This is a genomic window from Bradyrhizobium sp. 141 (assembly GCF_023074055.1).
GTDB lineage: Bacteria > Pseudomonadota > Alphaproteobacteria > Rhizobiales > Xanthobacteraceae > Bradyrhizobium.
The window spans coordinates 113312-135469 of record NZ_JADPKR010000078.1; the positions used below are offsets into that span (position 1 = coordinate 113312).

The 22158-nt window shown below is 65.1% G+C and carries 24 protein-coding genes; 9 read left to right on the top strand and 15 right to left on the bottom strand.

Annotated features, from left to right (window positions below; genetic code table 11):
- The first annotated feature begins 27 nt into the window (after positions 1-27).
- Positions 28-426: an MAPEG family protein gene (locus tag IVA81_RS20710; protein ID WP_246931184.1), complete on the top strand. Its 399-nt coding sequence runs from the start codon at positions 28-30 to the stop codon at positions 424-426.
- Positions 427-626: 200 nt separating this feature from the next.
- On the opposite strand, the gene IVA81_RS20715 is transcribed toward IVA81_RS20710, so the two are convergent.
- Genes IVA81_RS20715 through IVA81_RS20725 form a run of 3 tightly spaced genes read right to left on the bottom strand, consistent with a single transcriptional unit; the run spans position 627 to position 4476 of the window.
- Positions 627-1766: a nickel/cobalt transporter gene (locus tag IVA81_RS20715; RefSeq protein WP_247321343.1), complete on the bottom strand. Its 1140-nt coding sequence runs from the start codon at positions 1764-1766 to the stop codon at positions 627-629.
- Positions 1757-2395 (bottom strand): DUF1007 family protein, encoded by a 639-nt coding sequence (locus tag IVA81_RS20720; RefSeq protein WP_247321345.1) that lies wholly within the window; start codon positions 2393-2395, stop codon positions 1757-1759. Before IVA81_RS20720 ends, IVA81_RS20715 begins: the two co-directional genes overlap by 10 nt.
- Positions 2395-4476, bottom strand: a complete 2082-nt coding sequence (locus tag IVA81_RS20725; RefSeq protein ID WP_247321347.1) for a M3 family metallopeptidase — start codon at positions 4474-4476, stop codon at positions 2395-2397. The genes IVA81_RS20720 and IVA81_RS20725 overlap by 1 nt, the downstream gene beginning before the upstream one ends.
- Before the next feature lie 139 nt (positions 4477-4615).
- Here IVA81_RS20725 and IVA81_RS20730 point away from each other — a divergent pair, with 139 nt between their 5' ends.
- The 5 genes from IVA81_RS20730 (at position 4616) to IVA81_RS20750 (ending at position 9433) form a co-directional block, all read left to right on the top strand.
- Positions 4616-4870: a hypothetical protein gene (locus IVA81_RS20730; protein ID WP_247321349.1), complete on the top strand. Its 255-nt coding sequence runs from the start codon at positions 4616-4618 to the stop codon at positions 4868-4870.
- Positions 4871-5542: 672 nt separating this feature from the next.
- The gene (locus IVA81_RS20735; RefSeq protein WP_247321351.1) at positions 5543-6685 is read left to right on the top strand and encodes a type III PLP-dependent enzyme; all 1143 of its coding nucleotides are present in this window, start codon (positions 5543-5545) and stop codon (positions 6683-6685) included.
- Between the two features lie 131 nt (positions 6686-6816).
- The gene (locus IVA81_RS20740) at positions 6817-7404 is read left to right on the top strand and encodes an N-acetyltransferase (RefSeq protein WP_247321354.1); all 588 of its coding nucleotides are present in this window, start codon (positions 6817-6819) and stop codon (positions 7402-7404) included.
- 147 nt (positions 7405-7551) lie between these two features.
- On the top strand, positions 7552-7941 hold the full coding sequence (locus IVA81_RS20745) for a RidA family protein (protein WP_247321356.1): 390 nt from the start codon (positions 7552-7554) through the stop codon (positions 7939-7941).
- A gap of 49 nt (positions 7942-7990) precedes the next feature.
- The gene (locus IVA81_RS20750; protein ID WP_247321358.1) at positions 7991-9433 is read left to right on the top strand and encodes a homospermidine synthase; all 1443 of its coding nucleotides are present in this window, start codon (positions 7991-7993) and stop codon (positions 9431-9433) included.
- A gap of 153 nt (positions 9434-9586) precedes the next feature.
- On the opposite strand, the gene IVA81_RS20755 is transcribed toward IVA81_RS20750, so the two are convergent.
- The 11 genes from IVA81_RS20755 to IVA81_RS20805 form a co-directional block, all read right to left on the bottom strand.
- The gene (locus IVA81_RS20755; RefSeq protein ID WP_247321397.1) at positions 9587-9919 is read right to left on the bottom strand and encodes a hypothetical protein; all 333 of its coding nucleotides are present in this window, start codon (positions 9917-9919) and stop codon (positions 9587-9589) included.
- Positions 9920-10010: 91 nt separating this feature from the next.
- Positions 10011-10727 carry an MgtC/SapB family protein gene (locus IVA81_RS20760; protein ID WP_247321360.1) on the bottom strand — a complete coding sequence of 239 codons (717 nt, stop codon included), beginning with the start codon at positions 10725-10727 and terminating at the stop codon, positions 10011-10013.
- A gap of 121 nt (positions 10728-10848) precedes the next feature.
- The gene (locus IVA81_RS20765; protein ID WP_247321362.1) at positions 10849-11868 is read right to left on the bottom strand and encodes a WD40 repeat domain-containing protein; all 1020 of its coding nucleotides are present in this window, start codon (positions 11866-11868) and stop codon (positions 10849-10851) included.
- Positions 11868-12914 carry a GTP-binding protein gene (locus IVA81_RS20770; RefSeq protein WP_247321365.1) on the bottom strand — a complete coding sequence of 349 codons (1047 nt, stop codon included), beginning with the start codon at positions 12912-12914 and terminating at the stop codon, positions 11868-11870. Before IVA81_RS20770 ends, IVA81_RS20765 begins: the two co-directional genes overlap by 1 nt.
- 54 nt (positions 12915-12968) lie before the next feature.
- Complete coding sequence (locus tag IVA81_RS20775) at positions 12969-13832, bottom strand: zinc ABC transporter substrate-binding protein (RefSeq protein WP_247321367.1); 864 nt, start codon at positions 13830-13832, stop codon at positions 12969-12971.
- 2 nt (positions 13833-13834) lie between these two features.
- Entirely contained in the window at positions 13835-14704 is an 870-nt protein-coding gene (locus IVA81_RS20780) for a metal ABC transporter permease (protein ID WP_247321369.1), read from the bottom strand.
- Between the two features lie 6 nt (positions 14705-14710).
- Positions 14711-15463, bottom strand: coding sequence for an ABC transporter ATP-binding protein (locus IVA81_RS20785; protein ID WP_247321371.1), 753 nt, complete (start codon positions 15461-15463; stop codon positions 14711-14713).
- Positions 15464-15465: 2 nt separating this feature from the next.
- Positions 15466-15714, bottom strand: a complete 249-nt coding sequence (locus tag IVA81_RS20790; RefSeq protein WP_247321373.1) for a hypothetical protein — start codon at positions 15712-15714, stop codon at positions 15466-15468.
- A 43-nt stretch (positions 15715-15757) separates the two neighbouring features.
- Positions 15758-16258: a hypothetical protein gene (locus tag IVA81_RS20795; RefSeq protein ID WP_247321375.1), complete on the bottom strand. Its 501-nt coding sequence runs from the start codon at positions 16256-16258 to the stop codon at positions 15758-15760.
- The gene (locus tag IVA81_RS20800; protein WP_247321377.1) at positions 16255-16866 is read right to left on the bottom strand and encodes a permease; all 612 of its coding nucleotides are present in this window, start codon (positions 16864-16866) and stop codon (positions 16255-16257) included. The genes IVA81_RS20795 and IVA81_RS20800 overlap by 4 nt, the downstream gene beginning before the upstream one ends.
- 239 nt (positions 16867-17105) lie before the next feature.
- A complete protein-coding gene (locus IVA81_RS20805) occupies positions 17106-17702 on the bottom strand; it encodes a superoxide dismutase (RefSeq protein WP_247321380.1) in 597 nt (198 codons plus the stop codon).
- 244 nt (positions 17703-17946) lie between these two features.
- Between IVA81_RS20805 and IVA81_RS20810 the strand changes: the two genes are divergently transcribed.
- The 3 genes from IVA81_RS20810 to IVA81_RS20820 all read left to right on the top strand — a co-directional run bounded on the left by IVA81_RS20810 (position 17947) and on the right by IVA81_RS20820 (position 20485).
- Entirely contained in the window at positions 17947-18474 is a 528-nt protein-coding gene (locus IVA81_RS20810; RefSeq protein ID WP_247321382.1) for a GNAT family N-acetyltransferase, read from the top strand.
- Between the two features lie 82 nt (positions 18475-18556).
- Complete coding sequence (locus tag IVA81_RS20815; RefSeq protein ID WP_247321384.1) at positions 18557-19942, top strand: MATE family efflux transporter; 1386 nt, start codon at positions 18557-18559, stop codon at positions 19940-19942.
- Between the two features lie 108 nt (positions 19943-20050).
- A complete protein-coding gene (locus IVA81_RS20820) occupies positions 20051-20485 on the top strand; it encodes a DUF2147 domain-containing protein (RefSeq protein WP_247321386.1) in 435 nt (144 codons plus the stop codon).
- Positions 20486-20636: 151 nt separating this feature from the next.
- Here IVA81_RS20820 and IVA81_RS20825 read toward each other — a convergent pair whose 3' ends face one another.
- On the bottom strand, positions 20637-21782 hold the full coding sequence (locus IVA81_RS20825; RefSeq protein ID WP_247321388.1) for a DUF3095 domain-containing protein: 1146 nt from the start codon (positions 21780-21782) through the stop codon (positions 20637-20639).
- Positions 21783-22158 lie beyond the last annotated feature (376 nt).

Genomic DNA, 22158 nt, shown 5'->3' on the forward strand with positions numbered 1-22158 from the left:
AGGGTCGCACCCAGGCGGGAGGGGTTCATGACACTCGCGGAATGGTGCGTCTTTGGAGCGCTGCTGCTCTATCTGTCTACGATCGCCTCGGTCAAATGGATCAGGTTTCGCCGCTTCGACAATTCCCGGCCGCGCGACCCTGCCTTCTACGAGGACGCGCTCTCGCAGCGCGCGCTCGGCGCGCACCAGAACGGCATCGAGACCTTTCCGTTCTTTGCCTTCGCGGTGCTGCTCGCCGAATACAGGGATTCGCCGCAGCGGCTGATCGACGAGCTCGCGGCACTGTTCCTGATCGTCCGGATCGCCTATGTGCTGACCTATCTCGGCAACCGCCCGACGCTGCGCTCGATCCTCTGGACCGTCGGCTTTGCGATCAATCTCGGGATCTTCTTCATGCCGGCGTTGAAGCGGTTTCTGCCGGTGTGAGGCGGCACGCATCTCTTCGACCCGTCATCCTGAGGTGCGAGACATGGGACGCAACGCGTCCCATGGGGAGCCTCGAAGGATGAACGGCCCGGATGCAGACGGGCCGTCGCCCTTCGAGGCTCGCCTTGCGTGGCAAGGCGAGCACCTCAGGGTGACTGTTCGGAATCGAGACGCGCCGCGTCCGGGGCACGAGAGCTCGGCTAAAAACAGGTCGTTCGTTCGGCGGCGATGTAGCCGAATAACAGACCTGCGCCGAACAGCAGCACGACGCCCGCGGCCGCGAACTCAATGCCGCGCATGAACAGCGCACCGCCGCCATCGCGCCCGGCGCTGAGACGGGCGGCGATGTCCTTGGCGGAGACGGCGACGACCGCGATGGCCGCGACCGTGATCGCGGTGCCGAGCCCCATCAGGAAGGTGGCGGCAATACCGGCCCAGAACAGGCCCTGGGCGAGCGCGAACACCAGCACGAGGATCGCGCCCGAACAGGGGCGGATGCCGACGGTCAGGATCGCGGCAAAGCCACGCCGCCAGCCGCCGGGACCGGCGAGCTCGCTCGGCGTGGGGCCGTGGGAATGGCCGCAATGCTCGTCGTGGACGTGACCGTGGGCGTGGTGGTGATGCGCGTGACCATGGTCGTGGTGATGATGATCATGACCATCATCGTGGCCATGATGTTCATGCGCATCATGATGATGGTGATGGCCGTGATCATGGTGGTCATGCGGCATGCCGGCGATTGCCGGCACCGGCTGGGCCGCCTGCAGCGCGCGGATGAACGTGCGGCCCTTGACCCAGACGAGGCGCAGCCCGAACAGCGCGATCAAGGCGTAACTCGCGATCTCGATCGCGCCTTCCGCCTTGCACATGGTCTTGGCGGTCGCATTCAGGACCCAGGCCGAAATGCCGACGATCAGGATCGCCACTAGCGACTGCATCAGCGCCGAGGCAAAGGACAGCGCAATACCGCGCCGCGCGGTCTCGCGGTTGGCGACGAGATAGGAGGCGATCACCGCCTTGCCATGGCCGGGGCCGGCGGCGTGGAAAATGCCGTAGGCAAACGAGATGAACAGCAGCGTCCATACCGCCGAGCCATCGGATTTCGCGGCGCGGATGGTCACCGACATCTGGCGATAGAATTCCGACTGTTTTGCCAGGAGCCAGCCGATGAGACCGCGTGCTTCAGGTTCGGCCGCCTGCGCCGGGCGCGGCGCGCCAAAGGGGTTTTGCGCGAGGAGATCGTGAAGCGCGCCATCCGCGACGCCGAGCACGACGATAAGAGCGGCGCAGGCAAGAAGCCCGCGGGCGAGCGGGGAATGAAGACGACCGATCAAGGGCAATCCACCGTGATCTTGTTGGCGAACATCATGCCGAAATTCGAGTTCTCGCCGTTCAGGAAGGTCTGCTCGTTGAGCTTCTGCGCACTGGCGGAGCCGTCGCTCGGCCGGTCGAGCTTCATCTGGCAGCCGGCGGGCGCGCCCACCAGCTTCACCGGACTCTCCTTGGCCATCTGGAAGTCGATGAAGAAGGAACGGTCGAACACTTCGAGCACCAGCTGCTTGGGCTTGACCGGGTTCTTCAGCGGCAGCGTGAAGTGCAGGGTCAGCGCCGTATCCTTGTAGTCGAGGAAATAGTCGACCGGCTCCTGGAATCGCTCCTTCTTGCCGTCGGCTCGCGCAAAGGTGAAATAGGCATATTCCTTCAGCGACTCGACATTGGTCTGCGCCAGCGGCCCGAGCTCCTCGCGCGTAAAGGCGCCCTTGGTCTTGCTCTCGAGCCCCTGCACCGCATAGGCCGAGAACATGTCGTCAAAGGTCCAGGCGTGGCGGACGCCGGTGATGGTGCCGTCGGCCGCGTAGAGCAATTCGCTGGTCGCGGTGATCCAGACATGCGGATGCGCGCGCGCCGTGCCCGCCGCGAGTGTGAGGCCCAGGGCGAGCAGGAGTCCGAGCAGGGCGCGCATGCCCATCAGGCCGCCTTCGGAGCGTCGAGCAGACCGCGGCGGCGCAGCAGCGCGTCCGGCTCGGGCGGCCGGCCGCGGAAGGCCTCGTAGGCCGCTTCCGGATCGACCGATCCGCCGCTCGAGTAGATATCGTCGTGCAGGCGCTTTGCCACGGCAGGATCGAAGATATCGCCGGCCTCCTCGAAGGCGCCGAAGGCGTCGGCGTCCATCACCTCCGACCACATGTAGCTATAATAGCCGGCGGCATAATGGTCGCCGGTGAAGATGTGACCGAACTGCGTCGGGCGGTGACGCAGCGCGATCTCCTCGGGCATGCCGATCTTCTCCAGCTCCTTCTTTTCGAAGGCACGGACATCCTGCGCGGCGACGGCCGGCTGGGTGTGGAATTCGAGGTCGACCAGGGCCGAGGAGACGAACTCGACCGTCGCAAAGCCCTGGTTGAACCTTCGCGCGGCAAGGAACCGCTGCAACAGCTCGTCCGGCAGCGGCTCGCCGGTCTGGTAGTGACGGGCGAACTTCTGCAGCACCTCGGGCCGCTCCTGCCAGTGCTCATAGAGCTGCGACGGCAGCTCGACGAAGTCGGTGAATACGGAGGTGCCCGACAGCGACGGATAGGTCACGTTGGAGAGCATGCCGTGCAGGCCGTGGCCGAACTCGTGGAACAGGGTGCGGGCATCGTCGGGCGACAGCAGCGAGGGCTCGCCGCCGGCTCCCTTGGCGAAATTGCAGATATTGAGGACGAGCGGCGCGACGTCGCCGTCGAGCTTCTGCTGGTCGCGCAACGAGGTCATCCAGGCGCCGGAGCGCTTCGACGGCCGGGCGAAGTAGTCGCCATAGAACAGCGCCTTGTGCTTGCCGTCGGGGCCCTTGACCTCCCAGACCCGAACGTCGGGGTGCCAGACCGGAACGTCCTTGCGCTCCTCAAAGGTGATCCCGAACAGGCGCGTGGCGCAGTCGAAGGCGGCTTCGATCATGTGGTCGAGCGAAAGATACGGCTTGATCGCCGCGTCGTCGAAATTGGCGCGCTGCAGGCGCAGCTTCTCGGCGTAGAAGCGCCAGTCCCAGGGAGCGAGCTGGAAATTGCCGCCCTCCTCCGTGATCAGCGCCTGCATCTCGTCGCGGTCGGCGAGCGCCCGGGCGCGCGCCGGCTTCCAGACCCGCTCCAGCAGACCCCGCACCGCGTCCGGCGTCCTGGCCATCGAATCCTCGAGCCGGTAGGCGGCGTAGGTCGGATAGCCGAGGAGGTTCGCGCTCTCTTCGCGCAGCTTCAGGATCTCGACGATGGTTCCGTTGTTGTCGTTGGCATTGCCGTTGTCGCCCCGCGCGATGAAAGCCTTGTAGACCTTCTCGCGCAGGTCGCGCCGGGCAGAGCTCTTCAGGAACTGTTCGACCGAGGAGCGCGACAGCGTGACGATGGCCTTGCCTTCCATGCCGCGCTCCTCCGCCGCAGCCTTGGCGCTGGCGACGAAGCTCTCCGGCAGGCCCTGGCGATCGGCCTCGCCAAGCTCCATGAACCAGTCCTGCTCGTCGCCGAGCAGATGATGGCTGAAGCCGGTGCCGAGCTGGGCCAGCTGCTCGTTGATCTCGGCCATCCGCGTCTTGGCCTCCTCGGAGAGGCCTGCGCCGGCGCGGTGGAAGCGGGTATAGGTGCGCTCCAGGAGGCGGAGCTGCTCGGGTGTGAGACCGAGATCGGCGCGGTTCTCGTGCAGCTGGGCGATGCGACCAAACAGCACGGCGTTCATCATGATCGGATTCCAGTGCCGCGCCATCCGCAAGGAGACCTCCTTGTCGATCTCCAGGATGGCCGGGTTGGAATGCGCCGAGACGAGGTCGTAGAAGACCGCCGCGACCTTGCTCAGCAGCTTGCCCGAGCGCTCCAGCGCCGTGATGGTGTTGGCGAAGTCGGGCGCGGCCGGATCGTTGGTGATCGCAGCGATCTCGGCGGAGTGATCGGCGAAGGCCTGCTCGAACGCCGGGAGGAAGTGCTCCGGCTTGATCTCGTCGAAGGGCGGGGTCGCAAACGGCGTCACCCAGGCCTTCAGCAGCGGATTGGTCTCGGAGTCCGTAGTTTGGCGGGGTTCTGACATCGCAAGTCCCGATTTTCATGGGTCGATTGTTGCGGCCAGCTATAGCACGCGATGGGGCTTTTTTGGGCCATTTGGCCTTGCTCCCGGCCGCCTTTTCGGAGAGATTGCGGCCCTTGATGGACCACGGACCCCTGAGCTCATGAACGCGCCTTCCTCGTCTTCCCGTCAGATCGCCTGGCCAAGCGTCATCACCGTCATCAGCGCCGCCATCCTGATCGGCGCCGAAGTGTTCGGCGCGGCCTTTGCCGGCGGCTGGGCGCTCGCGATCCTGTTCGGGCTCGGCGATCAGGGCACGCACATCCTTCAGGCCGTGCTGTTCACACTCGGCGTGCTCGTGATGACCGCCTTCATCCGCGCAGCTCAGCGCGTCGAGCCTTTCACGAAGCGCCGCTGACGCGTCCTCGCGCGCGAGAGACACGCGCGCGCAGAAAACTTAACGCGCGTTCATCTTCCGCGTCGCTCGCGCAACACTGCGCAAGCAGATGTTAGGCAATTCTGTCCGCAGCCTAAAAAAATTCTTGCGAACCAGAGTCAAAACGCTTATGTGCGGACTTGCCCAATTTCGCACGTGCCTGTGGTCGTGTGTCAGTCGGTAGGTATCCGGACAAGAGGCCGGACAGCCGCCAAGGGGTGAAGAAGCCGAGGGGCTCTTCGGAAGTGTGGAAGTCGGAAGGCTCATAGCCGGAAGACGAAAGCAAACCCGGAGCGTCCAGCATCTCTCTCAAGAGATGCCTTGTCGAAGGTGACTTCACTTTTTGCAACCGTGACTGGCAGCCGGAGGCGAACCGGCGCACCCCGCTCTCAACGGGGGACGCGACTTAAAGCAACGACGGATCGGGCTTTTTTGGTCTCTACCGGCAGTCCAACGCCGGCGCGGGCTACTGAAAAGGCTTGTCCTTCATTGCCAGGTGTGCGGGCGGGAAACTCTCCCAACCAATCCACGGCAGCACAATTCGGTCTAGGGTTTTAGCCCTGTCGCGTCTCCATCGTGCGGCAGCGGCGAAGCACCCTCGTCCGAGAACCGCTTTGAACGAGCTCCGTCGCTGGGGCCGCTTTGGAGAGTGCTATGACCGAACGTATCCAGGAATTCCTGCGCAACCGCCGCAAGGATGGCCTCGACACCGAGCCGTGCCTCGTCGTCGACCTCGAGGTCGTGCGCGACAATTACCAGACCTTCGCCAAGGCGCTGCCCGACAGCCGCGTGTTCTACGCCGTGAAGGCGAACCCCGCGCCGGAAGTGCTGGCGCTGCTCGCGTCCATGGGCTCCTGCTTCGACACCGCGACGGTCGCCGAGATCGAGATGGCGCTGGCCGCGGGTGCGACGCCCGACCGCATCTCCTTCGGCAACACGATCAAGAAGGAGCGCGACATCGCGCGCGCCTTCGCGCTCGGCATCCGGCTTTTCGCCGTCGATTGCTCCGCCGAGGTCGAGAAGATCGCCCGTGCCGCCCCCGGCGCGAAGGTGTTCTGCCGCATCCTCTATGACTGCGCCGGCGCCGAGTGGCCGCTGTCGCGCAAGTTCGGCTGTGACCCGGAAATGGCCGTCGAGGTGCTCGACGTTGCCAAGCGCCTGGGCCTGGAGCCGTGCGGCATCTCGTTCCATGTCGGCTCGCAGCAGCGCAAGGTGAAGGCGTGGGACCGCGCGCTGGCGATGGCCTCGCAGGTGTTCCGTGACTGCGCCGAGCGCGGCATCAACCTGTCCATGGTCAACATGGGCGGCGGCTTCCCGACCAAGTACCTGAAGGACGTGCCGCCGGTGGTGACCTACGGCCGCTCGATCTTCCGCGCGCTGCGCAAGCACTTCGGCAACCAGATTCCGGAGACCATCATCGAGCCGGGTCGCGGCATGGTGGGCAACGCCGGCATTATCGAATCCGAGGTCGTGCTCATCTCGAAGAAGAGCGACGAGGACGAGGTGCGCTGGGTGTACCTGGACATCGGCAAGTTCGGCGGTCTCGCCGAGACCATGGACGAGTCGATCCGCTACGCCATCCGCACCCCGCATGACGGGGCGGACATGACGCCGTGCGTGCTCGCAGGTCCGACCTGCGACAGCGCCGACGTGCTGTACGAGAAGAGCCCGTATCCGCTTCCCGTCACGCTCGAGATCGGCGACAAGCTGCTGATCGAAGGCACCGGAGCCTATACGTCGACCTACTCGGCGGTGGCGTTCAACGGCATCCCGCCGCTGCGGACGTACCACATCTGATCCGCCTCTCGTTCTGAGGTCTGACGAACCCGGGAGCCGGCTTGCCGGCTCCTCCCTCACATCTCGATTTCTGACGACGTCTTGAACTGGCGTGCCGCTCGCACGCCCGTTCAAGCGGGGACTGACGCGCCATGACTGCTTTTCGGAAGCCACAGATTGCCCTCACCTCGAAAGCCGCTCCGTTCGTGATCCGTGCGGAACGTGCTGCCGACGTCGCAACGCGTGAAGCGCTGCTCGATGCCTGCTTTGGCGAGAACCGCCATGGCCGCACCTGCCAGCGCCTGCGCGACGGACGTGCACCCGCCACAGGCCTGGCCCTGTCGGCGGTGCGCGAGGGCAAGCTCGTGGGAACCGTGCGGCTGTGGCACGTCAGCGCCGGAGGCAGGCCCGCTCTGGTCCTCGGACCGCTGGCGGTCGACCCTGCCTGCCGCGAGCTCGGGATCGGCGCCGCGCTGATGAATCAAGCGCTGGCCGCCGCCCGGGCGCGCGGGCATGGCGCCGTGATCCTGCTCGGCGATGCCCCCTATTACGCCCGCTTCGGCTTCTCGGGCGAGAAGACCGGCGCGCTGTCGCTGCCCGGCCCGTTCGAACGCGACCGCCTGCTGGCGATCGAATTCCAGGCGGGTGCGCTTTGTGGAGCCGAGGGGATGATCGTCCCGACCGGCACGCCCCTATCCAAACGGAGGGTAGTTCGCGCCCTCCATGCGCACGCGGCCTAAGGTCTTGCCATGACGGCGACGACCGAAGCCGCGTAAAGCGGCAACGCCCGGCTGCGCCTGCGCGTATCTCTGTCCTTTGGGGTTGCGTGAGGCCCGGAAACGCCCTTTAACCCCCGCGAAACATCCCCTTCAGTCGAGGCCCAAGCCATGTCCCGTCGCCTGATTTCTACGGGCTCCCCGTTCGAGAAGACCGCCGGCTACAGCCGTGCCGTGATCGACGGCGAGTTCGCCTTCGTCGCGGGAACCACGGGCTATGACTACGCCACGATGACGATGCCGGCCGATGTCACGAGCCAGTCACGCAACTGCTTCAAGACCATCGAAGCTGCCCTGAAGGAGGGCGGTTTCGAGATGGCCGACATCGTCCGCGTGACCTACTACCTCGCCGACATCAAAGATGCAGACGCGCATTTCGCCGTCTGCGGCGAAGTCCTCGGCGACATCCGCCCGGCCGCAACGCTTCTCGTCGTCTCGGCGCTCTACAAGCCCGAGATGAAGGTCGAGATCGAAGCCACCGCCAAGCGCCGCAGCGCCTGATCCACCCCCTCACCCTTTGTCCGCCAGAACGTTTCGGAGAAACCATCCCATGAGTCCCGCCTCGCAGATCTACGCGAAGATCACCGGTCCCATCGTCATGGTCGGCTTCGGCTCCATCGGCAAAGGCACGTTGCCCCTGATCGAGCGGCATCTCGATTACGACAAGTCGCGCGTCACCGTGATCGATCCCAAGGACGAGGGCCGCAAGGCGCATTGCGAGAAGCACAATGTCCGCTTCGTCCAGAAGGCCGTGACCAAAGACAATTATCGGGAGTTGCTGACCCCGCTGCTCACCGAAGGCGGCGGCCAGGGTTTTTGCGTCAATCTCTCGGTTGATACCGGCTCCACCGACATCATGGAGCTCTGCAACGAGCTCGGTGCGCTCTACATCGACACCGTCAACGAGCCCTGGCTCGGCTTCTATTTCGATTCCTCGAAGGGTCCGGAAGCGCGCTCCAACTACGCGCTTCGCGAAGCGACGCTGGCCGCCAAGCGGGCGCGCCAAGCGGGCTCGACGACGGCCGTCTCCTGTTGCGGCGCCAATCCCGGCATGGTCTCCTTTTTCGTCAAGCAGGCGCTGCTGAATGTTGCCGCTGATCTGAAGCTCAATGCGCCCAAGCCGAAGACCAAGGCCGAATGGGCCGACCTGATGCGGCAAGCTGGCATCAAGGGCATCCACATCGCCGAACGCGACACCCAGCGCTCCAAGAAGCCGAAGGAGCCGGATGTCTTCGTCAACACCTGGTCGGTGGAAGGCTTCCTGTCGGAAGGCGTGCAGCCGTCCGAGCTCGGCTGGGGCACTCACGAAAAATGGATGCCCGAGAATGCGCGGACCCACGAGGCCGGCTGCGGCGCCGCCATCTATCTGATGCAGCCCGGCGCCAACACGCGCGTGCGCACCTGGTGCCCGACCCGCGGCGCGCAATATGGCTTCCTCGTCACCCACAACGAGTCGATCTCGATCGCCGACTATTTCACGGTGCGTGACGCAGCGGGTACGGCGGTCTATCGGCCGACCTGCCACTACGCCTATCATCCGGCCGACGATGCCGTGCTGTCGCTGCATGAAATGTTCGGCCGCGCCGCCAAGATGCAGGAAAAGCACCACATCCTCGATGAGAACGAGATCGTCGACGGCATCGACGAGCTCGGCGTGCTGCTGTTCGGCCACGACAACAATGCCTATTGGTACGGCTCGCAGCTCTCCATCGAGGAGACCCGCAAGCTCGCCCCCTACCAGAACGCCACCGGCCTGCAAGTGACCTCCGCCGTGCTCGGCGGCATGGTGTGGGCGCTGGAGAACCCGAACGAAGGCATCGTCGAAGCCGACGAGATGGATTTCGATCGTCTCCTGGAAATCCAGCTACCCTATCTCGGCCCGGTGAAGGGCTTTTATACCGACTGGACGCCTCTGACGGATCGTCCCGGCCTGTTTCCGGAAGACATCGACACGTCTGATCCGTGGCAGTTCAAGAACATCCTGGTGCGGTGAGCTGAGCCGTCATGCCCGGGCTTGTCCCGCCTGCGCGGCCGAAGCCGCTTCGGCGAGGCGAAGGCCCGGGCATCCACGAACTCTGTTTTCTGCAGCTCCAAGAACGTGGATGGCCGGGACAAGCCCGGCCATGACGCTGCAACTAAAAGCTCGCTACTTCTTCTCGATCGGCGGCGCGATCTTCTCGGCCGGCGCCGGCGGCAGCGCAGGCTTGGTCGCCGCGCCCTGCGTCTGGGAATCGGGCCTTGCTGGCTCGGGCGCCGGCGTGGTCGGCCGGTCGCCGCCGGGCTTGGATTCCGCGGGCGTCTTGCCCTGATCGTCGGACGGCGTGCCCTGGAGCGGCGGCGTTGCCTGCGCCAGTTCCATCCGGCTCTGGGCTCGGATTTGCGCCAGCGACATTCCGGACACCACGACGCCTGCTGCGAACAGCGAACAGGCGATCATCAGGTCGCGTTTCAGTCTGCGCTTGTCATATTGGCCGGGCATGTCGATCACCGCCTTTGTCCGCGGGATCAACGAATTGGGCCAGTTGCGGTTCCGTGGCCGGCAAGGCGGGAACCGAACCAAACCGCCGCGCTCAATCCGTCGTGCTGACTTCCCAAGTGGCATGGCGCACGCCGGGCAGGTGCTGGAGATCCGTCGCCACCGCGTTCAGCTCATTCGGATCAACCGCGGACGCAACCAGCTTTGCGACAATCTCGATCAGATCGTCGCCGGTCTCGACCACGTCGATATCGGCTACCGGATAGTTTGCGCCCTCGAGCTTCTCGACGAGACGGTCACGCATGTCGGGCAAGGCGTCGGCGGCAACCGCGAGCTTGAAATAATAGGTCGCCTCCAGCGCCTTCTCGTTCAGTGGGATGCGGTTGATGGCGTTGACCAGCGGACGCAGCATGGTGTTGCCGGCGATGACGAACACGGTCAGCGCGGCCGCCTGCGCGATCATGTCGGCGCCGGCGCAGGAGCCGACCGCGGCCGAGGCCCATAGCGTCGCTGCGGTGTTGAGCCCACGCACGTCCATGCCCTGCTTCATGATGACGCCGGCGCCGAGGAAGCCGATGCCGGAGACGACATAGGCAATCACCCGCACCGCGCCATCGGCACCGTCCAGCTGCATGGCGAGATCGACGAAAGCGGCGGCGCCGACCGCGACCAGCACATTGGTGCGCAGGCCCGCGGTGCGCTGGCGATATTGCCGCTCGGCGCCGATCAGCGTGCCCAGCACAAAGGCCGTGGTCAGGCTGATCAGCGTGTCCGCGAAGTCAGCAAGCTGGAAGGTCGTCAGAAATCGCATGAATGTGAGCTGCCGTAGGGTGGGCAAAGCGAAGCGTGCCTACGGCTCCCGTCAAAGCAAAAAGATCGTGGGCACGGCGCAAGGGGGCCTTTGCCCACCCTACGGCCCAAACGATGACAGATTAAAGCTCCAGCAGCCCGCCATCCCCATTTTCGTCCGCAAACGCCAGCAGCGTGCCCTTGGCGTTCCAGGCGATCGCGGCCACCGGCGGGGTGCCATTGCGGCGGACCAGTATCTCCGCGCCGTCTTCCAGACGCACCATCAGAACGGTGCCGTCGCTGTAGCCGCAGGCCAGAATGTCGTTCTTCGGATGGCAGGCGACCGCCGCCACGCGCGCCTGCAGCGGCGCGAGCATCGCGGGCTCCTTGCCCATCGGGCCATCCTTGCTGCCGAACGGCCATATGATGACAGTGTCGGCACCCGAGGTCGCCAGTCCCTTGCCGCCCGCGCTCCAGGACATCGAGCGGACGCGGCCGGGATAGCCGGTCATGCGCATGTGCCTGTTGTCGGCGAGCCGCCAGCCGTGCAGCGCCGGCTCGTGCATCGCAGTGACGAGAAACTTGTTGTCCGGGCTGAAGGTGACCGCATGATGCGAGCCGGCCCAGGGCAGGAATTCCGCTGATCCTTCCATGTTCGGAAACCACAGCGTCGCGCCGTTGTAATGCGTGATCGCAAGCCGCAGGCCCTTCGGCGCAAACGCAAGCCCGCCGACGGTCGTGGGCACCTCCAGCGACTTCTCTTCGGTCTTGCCGCTCTTGACGGTCGCAATCTTGCCGGCCGACCAGGCGAAGGCGCCGTCGGCATGCAGCGCCACCGCGTCGATCCAGCGCCGCTTCGGATCGGTGGCGAGCAGGGTCACCTCGCCCTTGGCGTCGAGCGAGACGACCTTGCCGTCGTCGCCGCCCATGACAAGGCGCTTGCCGTCGCAGGCAGTCGAGAGAATGCCGCCACTGTGCACGGCGACCGTGGTGATCTCGCCCTTGGCGTCGACGAACGCGACATTCTCCTCGCCGCCGACGAAGGCGGCGCGAGGACCAAGGAAGTGCACCGAGGTCACGGCCATGCCCAGCGTAACAGGCTTGACGCGGTCGGTGACGGAGACGATCGAGGCGGAATCGGGAGCCGGCGTAAACTCTTTCATCACGAGACGATGCAGCTCTCGAAACCTTTGCGGATCGCCTCTTCCGGCAATTCGCGGCCGATGAAGACGAGGCGGCTCTCGCGCGGCTCGCCCTCCTTCCACTTCCGCTGGTGGTTGCCCTCCAGCATCATGTGGACGCCCTGGAAGACGTAGCGGTCGTCATCGTCGTGGAAGGCGAGGATGCCCTTGGAGCGCAGGATCTTGCCGCCCTCCACCTGCACCAGGTTCTGGAGCCAGGGCATGAACACGTTCGGATCGAGCGGCTTGTCGGTCTTGAGCGACAGCGATTGCATGTCCTCGTCGTGATAGTGCTTCAGGCCATGGCCGTGATCATGGTGATGATGGTCGTGGCCATGGTGGTGATGATCATGGTCGTGGTCATGATCGTCAGCCTCCAGGAAGTCAGGCTCGATGTCGAGGATGCGGTCGAGGTCGAACGCGCCGCGGTCGAGCACGTCGGCCAGGGCCACCGAGCAGCGCTCGGTGCGGTGCAGTTTCGCATAGGGGTTGATGCCCCGGATGCGGGCCTCGACCTCGGCAAGCTCGCCCTTGCTGACGAGATCGGTCTTGTTCAGCACGATGACGTCGGCAAAGGCGATCTGGTTCTTGGCCTCGGGCGCATCCTTGAGCCGGTCGGACAACCACTTGGCGTCGGCGACCGTCACGACCGCATCGAGGCGGGCGTTCTTCTGCACGTCCTCGTCGACGAAGAAGGTCTGGGCGACAGGCGCGGGATCGGCAAGGCCGGTGGTCTCGACGATGATGGCGTCGAACTTGCCCTTGCGCTTCATCAGGCCGTCCATGATGCGGACGAGGTCGCCGCGCACGGTACAGCAGATGCAGCCGTTATTCATCTCGAACACTTCCTCATCGGCGCCGATGATGAGGTCGTTGTCGATGCCGATCTCGCCGAACTCGTTGACGATGACGGCGTATTTCTTGCCGTGGTTCTCCGACAGGATACGGTTCAAAAGCGTGGTCTTGCCGGCACCGAGATAGCCGGTCAGGACGGTCACGGGAATTTTGGAGGAGGTCGCTTCAGACATAAGAACTCCGACATCAGGCTTGTTCGCGCGACGCGAGGCGGGGTGGCCCCTGCCCTAGTGGTCAAGCGCGCTGGTCAGGGCCTTTATATTGTGCCTGACCATGTCAATGTAAGTGGGTGCGGGCCCCTTTTCGCCCGTTAAACCGTCCGAAATCAGGGTCCCGCCGAGCTTTGCGCCGGTCTCCGCCGCGATCCGCCGGATCAGGCGGTCGTCGCTGATATTCTCCAGGAACACGGCCGGGATTTTTTGAGCCTTGATCTGGCCGATGATAACAGCGATGTCGCGCGCACTCGGCTCGGTTTCGGTGGAGACGCCCAGGGGGGCGATGAACTGGATACCGTATTCCGCTGAAAAATAGCCGAAGGCGTCATGGGTCGAGATCACCTTGCGCCGCTCCGGTGGGATTTTGGCGATGGCCTCCCGGACCTCACGATCGAGCGTTTCGAGCTTTTCCAGATAGGCCTTTGCCTGAGCCCGGAAGAGGTCCGCGTCATCCGGGGCGGCCGCGGCCAACGCATTGGCGATGTCGGTCACGTAGACCTTGGCGTTGGGGACGGACTGCCAGGCGTGAGGATCTGCGGCCGGGCCGAGCTTCAGCGGCACGATGCCCGCGCTTGCGGTGACGACCTGCGCCTTGCTGCCGGAAGACTGCACGAGACGCGGCAGCCAGCCCTCCAGCCCAAGCCCATTGACAATGACGAGCTTCGCCTCAGCGACGCGCCTCGCATCGGCCGGCGCCGCCGTGTAGACGTGGACGTCGCCATCGGCACCGACCAGCGTCGTAACGTTGACCCGATCCCCCCCGACGTTGCGGACGAAGTCGCCGAGGATCGAGAAGCTCGCAACGACGTTGAGCCGCTCCGCGGCTTGGAGCGGCGAGGCCATCAGCAACAGCGCACAAAGCAGGGTGATCCGCATTGTCACGCTTCCAGATGCCGGCCGGGAAACAGTTGCCTGACGATACCGCCGACGCGGCCGAACAGGACGGAGACGATGTAGAGCACCGTCGCCACGAGAACGACCGCGGGACCTGACGGCACGCGGGTCTGGAACGACAGCACGAGGCCCGCATAGCCCGAGACCGCAGCAGCAACGACAGCGATGCAGATCATGACGGTGAGATCGCGCGACCAGAACCGCGCGATACCAGCCGGCAGGATCATGAGGCCGACCGCAAGCAGCGTGCCGAGTGCCTGAAAGCCGTTGACGAGGTTGATCACGACGAGTGCAAGGAAGGCGAGATGCGCGGGTCCCCCGGCGCGACTCACAGTGCGCAAGAACAAGGGATCGACGCTCTCGATCACCAGGGGACGGTAGATCACGGCAAGCACCAGCAGCGTCACGGTGGCATTGAAAGCGACCACCAGCAGGGTCTGGTCGTCCATCGCGAGGATGTTGCCGAACAGAACGTGCAGCAAATCGATATTGGTGCCCTTGATCGAGACAATGGTGACGCCGAGCGCCAGCGAGGCCAGATAGAAGGTCGCGAGCGAAGCGTCCTCCTTCAGCCCTGTCGAGCGCGCGACCACGCCGGCAAGAATCGCAACGGTAAAGCCAGCGATCAGGCCGCCCGCCGTCATCGCAAACAGATTGAGGCCGGAGAGCAGGAAGCCGACCGCCGCGCCGGGCAGGATCGCATGCGCCATGGCGTCGCCGACGAGGCTCATCCGCCGCAGCATCAGGAACACGCCAATCGGCGCGCCGGCCAGCGACAGCGCAATCACGGCGGCAAGCGCCCGCCGCATGAACTCGAATTCGGTGAACGGGCCGATCAGCGCGTCATAGACCATCTGTGATCACGCCGCCCGCGAGCGTCCGTCCTCGGCGCAGGCCGTGGCACTGTCGTCAAAAGCCTCGCACATCCGCATCGCGACCAGCAGGTTCTCCGGCGTCAACACCTCCGCCGTCGGTCCCCATGCCACGGGGCCACGCGCCAGCACCAGCGTCTGGCTGAAATGGTTGCGCACCATCTCCATGTCGTGCAGCGCGGCGAGCACGGTGCGGCCCTCTCCTTGCCACTGCTTCACGAGCGCGAGCAGATCGGTCGTGGTCTTGCTGTCGATGGCGTTGAAGGGCTCGTCGAGCACGATGAGCGCAGCATCCTGCAGCAGCACGCGCGCGAACAGCACGCGCTGCATCTGGCCGCCCGAGAGCGTGCCGATCGGGCGGTTCTCGAAACCATTGAGGCCAACGGACGCGATCGCGCGCAAGATCTTCCCTCGGGCGGCCTTGCCGATGCCGCCGAACAGGCCGGCGTCGCGCCACAAGCCGGTGCCGACGAAATCGAACACCGAGATCGGAAAGCTGCGGTCGATCTCCGCGCTCTGCGGCAGATAGGCGATATCCCTGCTGTCGAGGCCGCCGAGATGGATGCTGCCGTCGAGCGGCTTGAGGATGCCGACGATGCCGCGCAGCAGCGTTGACTTGCCGGCGCCATTCGGACCGATCACGGCGACCAGCGCGCCTCGTGCGACCTCGCCGTTGAGATGGTGCACGGCCGGGTGCCGGTCGTAACCGAGCGTGACGTTGTGGAATGCAAGCTGTGCCACGGTCACCTCATCGCCAGGAAGACAACGCCCCAGAGCACGGCACACACGGCGAGCGCGGCCGCGAGGCGGCCGGCCATGGTCATGCGCAGGATCGACCAGGGCGCCGCCTGGGCGGGATGTGGCGAGGCCGCATCGTGGACATGGGCGTGGGTGTGGTCGTGCCCATGCGAATGTCCGTGGTCATGGGAGTGACCTTGGGAATGGCCATGAGCATGGTCGTGCTGATGGGCGTGGGACGCGGCGGGAACCATGCCGGAGACGTTATATTATAACATTACCCCTGTCCACGCCGGGTCAGGGCTTGCCGATCACCATCGCGATGCCGGCTGCCACGAAGGGGAATGGCACCGATGCGGCGCAACGGAACCAGACGAACCGGGCCGGCATGAACGGGATCTCCCACAGGATCACCCGCTGGAACGCAAACAGGGCCCAGGCGACGACATAGGCGACCACCTGGGGCACCCCGCCGCCCGACTTCAGCGCCACGGTCCCGATGGAGAAGCCGATCACCGGCCCGCCGGGCGTCGCCGCGCCGGCGACCACGGCGGTCGCAATCCCGAGCCAGCCGCTGTCCGGTCCGAGCCAGCCCGTGATCACCTCTTGCGGGATGATGGCGGCGATGTAGCCGGAGCCGATCACGCCGAGCGCGATCCGCGGCACGATATTGATGAAATCCATTGAGCCTTCGCGCAGCGAGGCCTTGAACACGGGCGGGCCACGGCGGAAGGCGATCAGGCCGACGCCGAAGACCGAGCCCCACAGCAGGATGTCGATCAGAAGCGCCGCACTCACGTCTCGTCACCCTTCCGCTCGGGCTTGGGATAGAGCCGGACATAGACGAAGCGGCCGAGGGCGCCTGCGAGCACCGGCAGGGGCAGCGAGATGAGGATCCGCCACAGTGTGAAATCGGTGCCCATGATCGGGATCTCCCAGGCCACCGCCCGGCCATAGCCAATCAGGGTCCAGCTCACGACCATGGCAATGGTGGCGCCGAAATCGGCACCGACGGCGAGCAGCGCGCTCGCCACGGGATAAGCGGTAAAGGGACCGCCGGGCAGGATCGCGCCGAAGGCGGTGCCGATCAGTAGACCCATCAGCCCGGATTTCGGCCCGAGCGAGCGCGAGACCTTTTCGTGCGGCAGGATTTCCGAGATGAAAGCCCCGAGCAGACAGCCGGCCAGCACGCGCGGCAGGATGCCTGAGAACAGCGAGAGATCGTGGGTCAGGATGTCGAGAACGCCGTCGGTGCCGTCACGCCGCCAGACCAGCGCCGCGCTCACCGCCACCAGGACTGCGATGATGATCGTCGACCAGCCGATCGGCTTGCGGACGCGCCCCGGCCGCGGCTCGGACTCCGCGTCCTCGGCAGGCGCCGGGGTTTTCGGTGAAGGTTCTGACAACGGCTGTGGAGCGGCTCAAGGGTGATGCCCGTTCTGATTAAGGGCGCCGCCGAGGTGATGCAAACGGTGTGATCACAGACCGATGCGCGCGCCGCGCAGGGCAATTCCGCACAGCAAAAAGGCGGCCGCGTGAGCGACCGCCGTTGTTGTCATTCCGGGGCGCGCGAAGCGCAAACCCCGGAATCTCGAGATTCCGGGTCTGGTGCTGTCGCACCATCCCGGAATGACGGGGTGAGAACTCAGGCCTTCTCGAACAAGGACTCGACGTATTCCCAGTTCACGAGGTTCTCGACGAACGCCTTGAGATAGTCCGGGCGGCGGTTGCGATAGTCGATGTAGTAGGAGTGCTCCCAGACGTCGCAGCCGAGGATCGGGGTGGCGCCATGCACCAGCGGATTCTCGCCGTTCGGGGTCTTGGAGATCTCGAGCTTGCCGTTCTTGACCTGGAGCCAGCACCAGCCGGAGCCGAACTGACCAACGCCGGCCGCCTGGAAGTCGGTCTTGAACTTATCGAAGCCGCCGAGGTCCTCGTTGATCTTCTTCTCTATCTTGCCCGGCAGCTTGGTGCCGCCGCCATTGGGCTTCATCCAGCTCCAGAAGTGGATGTGGTTGTAGTGCTGGCCGGCATTGTTGAACACCGCGGGGTTCTTGCCGAATGAGCCCTTGACGATCTCTTCAAGGGACTTGCCTTCCCATTCGGTCCCTTTGAGCGCGTTGTTGCCGTTGGTGACGTAGGCCTGATGATGCTTGTCGTGGTGGAATTCCAGCGTCTCCTTCGACATGAACTGGCCGAGGGCGTCATAGGCGTAAGGGAGTGGGGGCAGCGTAAAGGTCATGGGATGTTGTCCGCGACTGATGGGGAACTGGCTTAACGGGGACTCTTATAGAAGGTTCCAGGGCCGTTAAATACCGTCAATTTGCGAAAACGCGTGATGCGACCGCTTGGCACGAGTGCAAAAATCGGCGCAGGCGGCGGACGATCACCCAGGGTTGGCCGATCGCCGCAAAATATCATTGCCTTTGAAGCGGTTATGACAGAACGAATGCACCGCGAACCGAAGATGCGAGAGAGACGGAGCAATGAGCGTCGAGATTGACATCCTGAACGGCGATGCCTCGTGGCCGATCGCGGAGCCGCTGCATCAGGCCGTTTGGGGACCGCATATGGTCGCCGGCAAGCCCTGGGCTCACATCAAATGGGCTAATGCCGATCTGCGCGTGCTGATCGAGACGCCCGAGGACGGCCTGGTCTGCCATGTCGGCATCTACTTCCGCACCGTCACCTGGAACGGACAGAAGACGCATATCGGGGGCATCGGCGGGGTCTGCACCCGTGAGGACCGGCGCGGCCGCGGCTACGCGACCATGGCGATCGACGCAGCCGTGCACACCATGCAGGCCAACGAGGCGGTCCGGTTCGCATTGCTGTTCTGCGAGCCGCACAACACCGCGTTCTACGCGGCCCGGAGCTGGCTGCCGTTCGAGGGCGAGGTCTATTGCGAGCAGCCGGAGGGGCGGATCCGGTTCACCCACATGGCGCCCTATGTCTTCAACATCGTCCGGGCGCCGACTTTGGGCACCATCGACCTATGCGGCCTGCCATGGTGACCCCTGCGTGACGTGAGGGCTGCGGCGGGGGCTTGGCTGCCTTATAACATGTCGTTCATCATCTAATTCCGTCCGGTGACACATGACGATCGACGCCACCCTAGACGCCGAGCCCCAGCGTGCCCCGGTCGCCTCCTCCATCGCGAGCCTGCTGACGGCGCCGATCCTGCCGACCCTGCTGCGGCTCGCGATCCCCAACATGATCGCGATGATCGGCAGCACGCTGGTTGCGATCGCCGAGACCTCCTATATCGGCAGGCTCGGCACCATCCCGCTCGCGGCGATCGCGCTGGTGTTTCCGTTCGCGATGCTGACGCAGATGATGAGCGCGGGCGCGATGGGCGGCGGCGTCTCCTCCGCGATCAGCCGCGCGCTCGGCGCAGGCGATCGGGACCGCGCCGCGACGCTGGCGCTGCATGCCGCCATCATCGGCTTCTGCGGCGGGCTTTTCTTCATGGTGATGATGCTCGTCTTCGGCCGCTCATTCTTCGCCCTGCTCGGCGGCCACGGGCGGGTGCTCGAGGAGGCCAGCGGCTATTCGCAGGTGCTGTTCTCCGGCGCGGTCGCGATCTGGCTCGTCAACACGCTGGCCTCGGTGATCCGCGGCACCGGCGACATGCGCCTGCCCTCAATGACGCTGATCGGCGCAAGCGTCCTCCAGATCGCGCTCGGCGGCACGTTGGGGCTCGGCCTGTTCGGAGTGCCGCAATTCGGCATGCCGGGCGTCGCGAGCGGCCAGTTGATCGCGTTCACCTGTGCCGCGATCTTCTTCCTCTGGTATCTCGCGTCCGGCCGCAGCCGGCTGCCGCTGGACCTTCGCGCCTTCCATTTCGAGCGCGCGATGTTCCTGGACATTCTCAAAGTCGGCGCGGTGGCCTGTTTGTCGCCGCTGCAGACCGTGCTCACCATTCTGGTCTTCACAAAAATCCTCGCGACCTTCGGTACCGAGATGCTGGCCGGCTACGGCATCGGCTCGCGGCTGGAATTTCTGCTGATCCCGATCACCTTCGCCTTTGGCATCGCCTCGGTGCCGATGGTCGGCGTGGCCATGGGCGCGGGACAAGTGAAGCGCGCGCGGCGTGTGGCCTGGACTGCAGCTGCGGCCTCCGGACTCACGGTCGGCCTGGTCGGGCTCGTCATTGCGCTCGATCCGTCGCTGTGGGTCGCGCTCTTCACGCGGGATGCGGGCGTCTCCGCCGCTGCGCACAGCTATTTCCATTGGGCCGGCCCGGCCTTCGTGTTCTTCGGCATAGGCGTGTCGCTTTATTTCTCCTCGCAAGGCGCGGCGCGCGTCGGCGGGCCCGTGCTGGCCTCCACCGCGCGGCTTCTGATCGTCGCGATCGGCGGCATCGGCCTGATGATGGCGCAGGCGCCGGCCTGGACGTTGTTCGCGCTGGTCGGCGGTGCCATGGTCGTGTTCGGCCTGTCGACTGCGGCCTCGGTCGCCTTTGCACGCTGGGGCAAATGAGCGCAGGCAGGTAAGCGCAGACAGATAAACGCAGGAATGTGATTCCAGCCAGCGTTGCACTATCGCGCCGGCCTGCTATGGAGGCGCTCCATTTTCGGGGCCCCCTCCATGACTTCCAGATTCGCTGCTCTCATCGTCCTCCTCGCCGCGCTGCTTGGCGCATCTGCCGCGCGTGCGCAGAACGCCGACGGGACCTGGCTGACCCAGGCGGGCGATGCGCGCGTGAAGATCAGCAAATGCGGCGACGGCATCTGTGGCCACATCGTCTGGCTGCGCGAACCCTACGACACCGCCACCGGCCAGCCCGCCAGCGACAGCAAGAATCCCAATCCCGCGCTCGCCAGGCGCCCGATGATCGGCCTGCCGCTGTTCGGCGGCATGCAGCCGTCAGGTCAGAACAAATGGTCGGGCCAGATCTACAATGCCGACGATGGCAGTAGCTATGCCAGCAGCGTCACCGTGACGGGAGCGGATTCGCTGCGGGTCGAAGGCTGCGTCGGCGCGCTCTGCGGCGGCGAGACCTGGACGCGCGCGGGGCGGTAACAGGTTTCGTGTCCCGCACGCGCTGCGGCACGCAGTGACGCTGCGCAGAGCCGGGACCCATGTCGCACAGGACGTCCTCTCCAACATTCTAGGCCCCGGCTCAGCAGCGCATCACATTGTGCTGCGCTGCGTCCGGGGCACGAGAGTAGTGTTAAGCCATCATCGCCTTCAGCGCGGTCGCAGCCGAGGCATAGCCGCCCCGCGCGCCATCGATGAAGTGGACGTGATCGCTACGCAGCGCCGAGGGCGTGAAGCAGGTCATCATGGCGGCGTCCTGCTGATAGAGGCCGTAGCGCACAATGCCCTCGCGCGCACCCGCCTTCAGTCGATCGTTGAGGGCGCGTTCGACCTCCGGCGTACAGTCGAGGATCATGCGAAGGCCGTCATCATACTTCCTGAAGTCCGAGTTCTCGACCACCTGACGTTTGTAGACGTTCGGCACGAAGCCGCCGACGTTAAGGTCGAAGCGCATGATCAGATAAACGAACAGCGTATAGGCCAGCACGCTGGCGCGGCGCGCGAACAGCGGACCGCCGCGCTTGGTGCGGGCCTCGAAGTCCAGCCCCTGCGGCGGCCACTTCAGTGGCGGCCCCTGCGGCGGCACCGGGCGCGCACCATCCGGGCTGCGCTCGACCAAGTGGATGATGTCCTCGATCACCTTGCGAAAAGCATGCGGATCGACGTCACGTGCCGGCATCACCAGCACCGACAGGATCAGTCCACGTGAGGCCGGAATCACCTCGAAGCGGCAGGACAGGCCCGACAGATCGGGCTGCGTGCCCGCCGGCGCTTCGGGAACGGCAAACTCGCCGCGCTTCATCGCAGCGTCGGCCCAGGCGAGGCCGCCGCCGGAGAACATCGCATAGGACAGGTTCGCCGAGGGACCGAAGCGTGCGACGCGCACGTCCAGGCCCTGTGCGCGGATGGCGCTGACCGGCACCAGGGCGACACGCATCTTCAGATCGAGATCCTCCCGCACCCAGGTCGCGGTTGCAGCCAGCGCGTCGCGGGCCAGTTCGAGATCGCGAGGCGCGACCGCAAAGCTGGCGCCGTCGCCGCCGAACACGAAGGGGAATTCGCGTCCCTCCAATGCGTTCGTCACCGCCGCGATCACCGCGGCGCCGGCCATATTCACCGCCTTGTAGCGCTGGGCCGCGATCGCCTTGGTGGAATCGACGATGTCGGCGACGCCGATGCTCCAATCGTCCGGCAGCTGCGCATAGAGCGCAGGGTCCATCAGGCTGGTGAAGCCGCGGAAGACGGGAATGCCGCCATAGAAGGATTCGCCTGAGGTCATCGGGGATGCTGGATGGTTGGAATGCGGGTCCGAACGAGATACGAGGGAAGATTGATCCGGGTTCGCCGGCCGGCGCGCCCTTGCAATCTTTGGCCGAAACCGGCCCGGACAACAAGATCAGGCCGCGCCTGCCAATGCCGCAGTTGTCGTAGGGTGGGCAAAGGCGCAAAGCGCCGTGCCCACCCTTTCTCTCCACGACAGATGAGGTGGTGGGCACGCTGCGCTTTGCCCACCCTACGGCAGCACTGCCAAAGCAACGGACGTGAGCGCGAACCCGCTAGTACTTCTGCACAGTGATTATGACTCTTTGGAGGAGTTTGGGTAGGCGCGTCCCATTTTGGCGCGGGCCTTTTCTGTTGTGAACATCCAGTTGATG

Bases quoted from the DNA above. Each gene is read 5' to 3' on its own strand.
- IVA81_RS20710 (WP_246931184.1), top strand. From the start codon at position 28: ATGACACTCGCGGAATGGTGCGTCTTTGGAGCGCTGCTGCTCTATCTG.
- IVA81_RS20720 (WP_247321345.1), bottom strand. From the start codon at position 2,395: ATGGGCATGCGCGCCCTGCTCGGACTCCTGCTCGCCCTGGGCCTCACA.
- IVA81_RS20725 (WP_247321347.1), bottom strand. From the start codon at position 4,476: ATGTCAGAACCCCGCCAAACTACGGACTCCGAGACCAATCCGCTGCTG.
- IVA81_RS20730 (WP_247321349.1), top strand. From the start codon at position 4,616: ATGAACGCGCCTTCCTCGTCTTCCCGTCAGATCGCCTGGCCAAGCGTC.
- IVA81_RS20735 (WP_247321351.1), top strand. From the start codon at position 5,543: ATGACCGAACGTATCCAGGAATTCCTGCGCAACCGCCGCAAGGATGGC.
- IVA81_RS20740 (WP_247321354.1), top strand. From the start codon at position 6,817: ATGACTGCTTTTCGGAAGCCACAGATTGCCCTCACCTCGAAAGCCGCT.
- IVA81_RS20745 (WP_247321356.1), top strand. From the start codon at position 7,552: ATGTCCCGTCGCCTGATTTCTACGGGCTCCCCGTTCGAGAAGACCGCC.
- IVA81_RS20750 (WP_247321358.1), top strand. From the start codon at position 7,991: ATGAGTCCCGCCTCGCAGATCTACGCGAAGATCACCGGTCCCATCGTC.
- IVA81_RS20755 (WP_247321397.1), bottom strand. From the start codon at position 9,919: ATGCCCGGCCAATATGACAAGCGCAGACTGAAACGCGACCTGATGATC.
- IVA81_RS20760 (WP_247321360.1), bottom strand. From the start codon at position 10,727: ATGCGATTTCTGACGACCTTCCAGCTTGCTGACTTCGCGGACACGCTG.
- IVA81_RS20765 (WP_247321362.1), bottom strand. From the start codon at position 11,868: ATGAAAGAGTTTACGCCGGCTCCCGATTCCGCCTCGATCGTCTCCGTC.
- IVA81_RS20770 (WP_247321365.1), bottom strand. From the start codon at position 12,914: ATGTCTGAAGCGACCTCCTCCAAAATTCCCGTGACCGTCCTGACCGGC.
- IVA81_RS20775 (WP_247321367.1), bottom strand. From the start codon at position 13,832: ATGCGGATCACCCTGCTTTGTGCGCTGTTGCTGATGGCCTCGCCGCTC.
- IVA81_RS20780 (WP_247321369.1), bottom strand. From the start codon at position 14,704: ATGGTCTATGACGCGCTGATCGGCCCGTTCACCGAATTCGAGTTCATG.
- IVA81_RS20790 (WP_247321373.1), bottom strand. From the start codon at position 15,714: ATGGTTCCCGCCGCGTCCCACGCCCATCAGCACGACCATGCTCATGGC.
- IVA81_RS20805 (WP_247321380.1), bottom strand. From the start codon at position 17,702: ATGACCTTTACGCTGCCCCCACTCCCTTACGCCTATGACGCCCTCGGC.
- IVA81_RS20810 (WP_247321382.1), top strand. From the start codon at position 17,947: ATGAGCGTCGAGATTGACATCCTGAACGGCGATGCCTCGTGGCCGATC.
- IVA81_RS20815 (WP_247321384.1), top strand. From the start codon at position 18,557: ATGACGATCGACGCCACCCTAGACGCCGAGCCCCAGCGTGCCCCGGTC.
- IVA81_RS20820 (WP_247321386.1), top strand. From the start codon at position 20,051: ATGACTTCCAGATTCGCTGCTCTCATCGTCCTCCTCGCCGCGCTGCTT.
- IVA81_RS20825 (WP_247321388.1), bottom strand. From the start codon at position 21,782: ATGACCTCAGGCGAATCCTTCTATGGCGGCATTCCCGTCTTCCGCGGC.